Below are 3,550 nucleotides of genomic sequence, written 5' to 3' on the forward strand. Positions count from 1 at the left end.
TCTAGGGAACGAGCAACACCTTGCCGGTCGTCGCCCGGCCCTCGAGCGCCTCGTGGGCGGCGCGGGCTTCGGCGAGCGGGAAGCGCGCGCCGATGCGGACATCGAGTTGCCCGTCGGCGATGGCCTGGAACAGTTCCCGGTAGCGCCAGGCGCGCTCCTCGGCGGTGCGCATGAAGTGCGTGCTCGTGGGGCGGGTGATGCTCAGCGAGCCGCCCGAGTTCAGCCGCTGCAGGTCGACGGGCGGCACCTGGCCGCTGGCCCCGCCGAAGAGCACGAGCTCGCCGCGGATGCGCAGCGCGTCGAGCGAGCCGTCGAAGGTGTCCTTGCCGACCCCGTCGTAGGCGACGTGCGCGCCCTCGCCGGCGGTGAGCTCCCGCACGGCCTCGGCGAAGCCCGCGTAGTCGATCGAGTGCTCGGCCCCGGCTGCGCGGCTCAGGTCGCGCTTCTCCTGGGAGGAGGCGGTCGTGATGACCCGCACCCCGCGCGCCGCGAGCAGCTGGGTGAGGAGCAGGCCGACGCCGCCCGCCCCCGCGTGGACGAGCGCGAACTCGCCGGGCTGGGGGTTCGCGGAGGAGTTCGCGAGGTAGTGCGCGGTCACGCCCTGCAGGGGGAGCGCCCCGGCGAGGGCCAGCTCGACGCTCTCGGGGACCCGCGCGACGAGGGCGGCGTCGACGAGGAACTGCTCGGCGTAGGCGGCCGTCGCCTGCGAGGTGGTCACGCGGTCGCCCACGGCGAACTCCGTGACCCCGTCGCCCACCGCGGTCACCGTGCCCGCGGCCTCCAGGCCGGGGGTGAAGGGGAAGGGCGCCGGGTACACCCCGGAGCGCTGATAGGTGTCGATGAAGTTGACGCCGATGGCTGCCGCCTGGACGAGGAGCTGCCCGGGCCCCGGCGCCGGAACGGGCACCTCCGTGGAAACGAGCGTCTCGGGACCCCCGGGCTGAGTTGCAACAATCGCGCGCATGCGTGACCCCTTCCACCGTGACCGGCCGTGCCGGATATCTGACGAAGACTGTGGCCAGTCTAGGCAGGATCCCGGCGTCCGTGTGGGCCGGTCTTGCGGATTCGGGTGCGGTTACGCCCGCCGCGCCCAGGACAGGCGAAGGTCCAGGCGGCTGGGGAATCCGGGCCGCGCGATCTGGGCGCGGTCCGCGGCCAAGCCGTCCGGGGGCGCGGTGAGCGGTTCCACGCAGAAGCCCTCCGCTTGGCGTTCGTAGACGAGCCAGACCGGGGTCGACGCGGAGAGCGTCAGGCGGAGCGGCCCCCAGTCGATGCGCGGGGTGCCCGGGTGCACGAAGGGGTCGTCCCAGGGGCGTGCGCCGAGATCGGGGACGGGCTCGCCGAACAGGCCGGACCCGTCCGCCGCGTACCGGGCCTCCGGCCGGAAATCGAGCTGCGCCGGGTGCCCGGCGACCTCGGGCCGGAACCACGGGTGGAAGCCGAGGGCGACGGGCATGGCCCGCTCGTCGTTCCCGCAGCGGAGGCTGAGGGAGAGCGCCGATGCGCCCATCCGGATTCGCTGTTCCACCCAGCCGCCGAAGGGCCAGGCGGCGGGGAGTTCTGTGCGGAGCGTCACGGCGTGGTCGTCCTGCGCCAGGACTTGCCAGGGCGTGTCGTCCACGAGGCCGTGGGTGGCGTGTGCCCCGTTATTCCGGGGGAGTTCGTGGCGGGCCCCCGCGAACGTGAAGGCCGCGTCGCGCACGTTTCCGGCATAGGGCGCCATCGGGAAGCAGCCGCTGAACCAGGAGGGAGTTCCCCCGGCCGGCGCTGGCGCGCCGCCGATGACCTCGTCGCCGTCGATGCGGAGCGAGCGGAGCCGCCCGCCCAGGGCCGGATCAACCTCGGCGCGGTGCGCCCCCGCGCGGAGGACGATCACGGCGTCGGGGCGCTCGGGGCCCCGGGGAGGGACGGGGCGAGCGCGCTCAGGTGCTCGGTCATGCGCTCCCGGGCGGCCGGGGCATCGCCCGCGTCAATCGCGGCGATGAGCGCCCCCAGGTCGGCCAGGGCTGTTTCGCGGGTGCTCCGCAGCGCGGAGGTCTGGGCGCGCGTCGCCATGATGCGTTGCCGGAGGCTGAGATACAGGTCGCTGAGCACGGCGTTGTTGGCGGCTGCCACCACGGCGGCGTGCACCGCGCTGTCGATGCGGGCGAACTCGGCGGCGGAGTCGAGCGCGGCCTCGGCCTGAGCCACGAGTCCCCGGAGCGCGGCGGCTTCAGCGCGGCTCGCGCGCGCGGCGGCCTCGGCGGCGGCCCAGGGTTCCAGGACGAGCCGCACCGCGAGCAGGTCCTGCGGGTCCGTGCCGCGGAAGTACACGCCGGAGCGGTCTCGGGACTCGAGCACGCCGTGCTCAACCAGGGTGGCGATCGCGCGCCGAACGCTCGGGCGAGACGCATCGAAGCGCTCGGCGAGTTCCCGCTCGGAGGGGAGCCGCTCGCCGATTCGGTAGTCCCGGTCCCGGATGAGCTGGCGGAGCTGCTCGGTGAGGGATGTCACGGCTGGCTCCTCCTGGCTGAAGTGAACGGGGCGGCCAGCTGAGCAGCGGCCTGGAACGTGTCCCCGGACTCACTGTACTTGACGGGGCGGGCCCCCGCACCTAATCTGGGTACATCAAACTGGTATAACCAGTTTGATGTACCCAGAACGCGCTGCGGCGGGCCTTGGCCACCACGGGCCGCCCGCGCGCGCAGGACCACCAGAACAGCTCATTGACGAAGGAGTCTCCCGTGCGAATCGGACGGATGAACACCGAGAACGGCCCCCAGCTTGTGATCCAGGACGGGGAGCGCTGGCTCGCCGCCGCCCCCGCCGGCTACGGCCTGCCCCAGGTGCTCGCCTCGGGCGCGACGATCGCGCCGAACGGCGGGGAGGTCACCGGGGAGCTGCTCGCGCCGCTCGTTCCCGGGAAGATCGTCGCCATCGGGCTCAACTACATGGATCACGTCCGCGAGTCGAAGATGGAGGTGCCGACCTCCCCGCTCGTGTTCACCAAGTTCCCCTCGAGCGTGACGGGCCCCGGCGCGGACGTGGTGATTGACGAGGCCCGCACGCAGCGGGTCGATTGGGAGGTGGAGCTGGCCCTCGTCATTGGCAAGACCACCCGCAACGTCTCGGTCGAGGACGCGCTCGACTCGGTGTTCGGCTACACCGTGGCCAACGACGTCTCGGCCCGCGACATGCAGTTCGGCGACGGGCAGTGGGTTCGGGGCAAGAGCCAGGACACCTTCTGCCCCCTCGGCCCCGTGGTGGTGACCCCGGACGAGCTCGGCAACCCGGGTGAGCTCAACCTGAGCACCCGCGTGAACGGGGTCGCGATGCAGGACTCGAACACGAGAGAGCTCATTTTTGGGCTCGCCGAGCTGGTCGCCTACTGCTCCGAGAACTTCACGCTGGAGCCGGGAGACGTCATCCTGACCGGCACCCCCTGGGGGTGCGGCGAGTTCATGACCCCGCCCGTGCACCTGCACCCCGGCGACCTCGTCGAGTGCGAGATCGAGGGCATCGGCGTCCTCGCGAACCCGGTCGTCGCCGCGAGCTAGCGCGACCCGCGGGG

At 72.6% G+C, this 3,550-nt stretch carries 4 protein-coding genes; 1 reads left to right on the plus strand and 3 read right to left on the minus strand.

Annotated features, from left to right (window positions below; genetic code table 11):
• Position 1: 1 nt before the first annotated feature.
• The 3 genes from OOT08_RS10625 to OOT08_RS10635 all read right to left on the minus strand — a co-directional run bounded on the left by OOT08_RS10625 (position 2) and on the right by OOT08_RS10635 (position 2,493).
• Complete coding sequence (locus tag OOT08_RS10625) at positions 2-964, minus strand: quinone oxidoreductase family protein (protein WP_325092620.1); 963 nt, start codon at positions 962-964, stop codon at positions 2-4.
• 111 nt (positions 965-1,075) lie between these two features.
• Positions 1,076-1,876, minus strand: coding sequence for an aldose 1-epimerase (locus OOT08_RS10630; protein ID WP_325092621.1), 801 nt, complete (start codon positions 1,874-1,876; stop codon positions 1,076-1,078).
• Positions 1,873-2,493 (minus strand): FadR/GntR family transcriptional regulator, encoded by a 621-nt coding sequence (locus OOT08_RS10635; protein WP_325092622.1) that lies wholly within the window; start codon positions 2,491-2,493, stop codon positions 1,873-1,875. Before OOT08_RS10635 ends, OOT08_RS10630 begins: the two co-directional genes overlap by 4 nt.
• A 230-nt stretch (positions 2,494-2,723) precedes the next feature.
• Between OOT08_RS10635 and OOT08_RS10640 the strand changes: the two genes are divergently transcribed.
• Complete coding sequence (locus OOT08_RS10640; protein ID WP_325092623.1) at positions 2,724-3,536, plus strand: fumarylacetoacetate hydrolase family protein; 813 nt, start codon at positions 2,724-2,726, stop codon at positions 3,534-3,536.
• Positions 3,537-3,550 lie beyond the last annotated feature (14 nt).

The organism is Leucobacter sp. M11 (assembly GCF_035726885.1).
Classification (GTDB): domain Bacteria; phylum Actinomycetota; class Actinomycetes; order Actinomycetales; family Microbacteriaceae; genus JAPFRB01.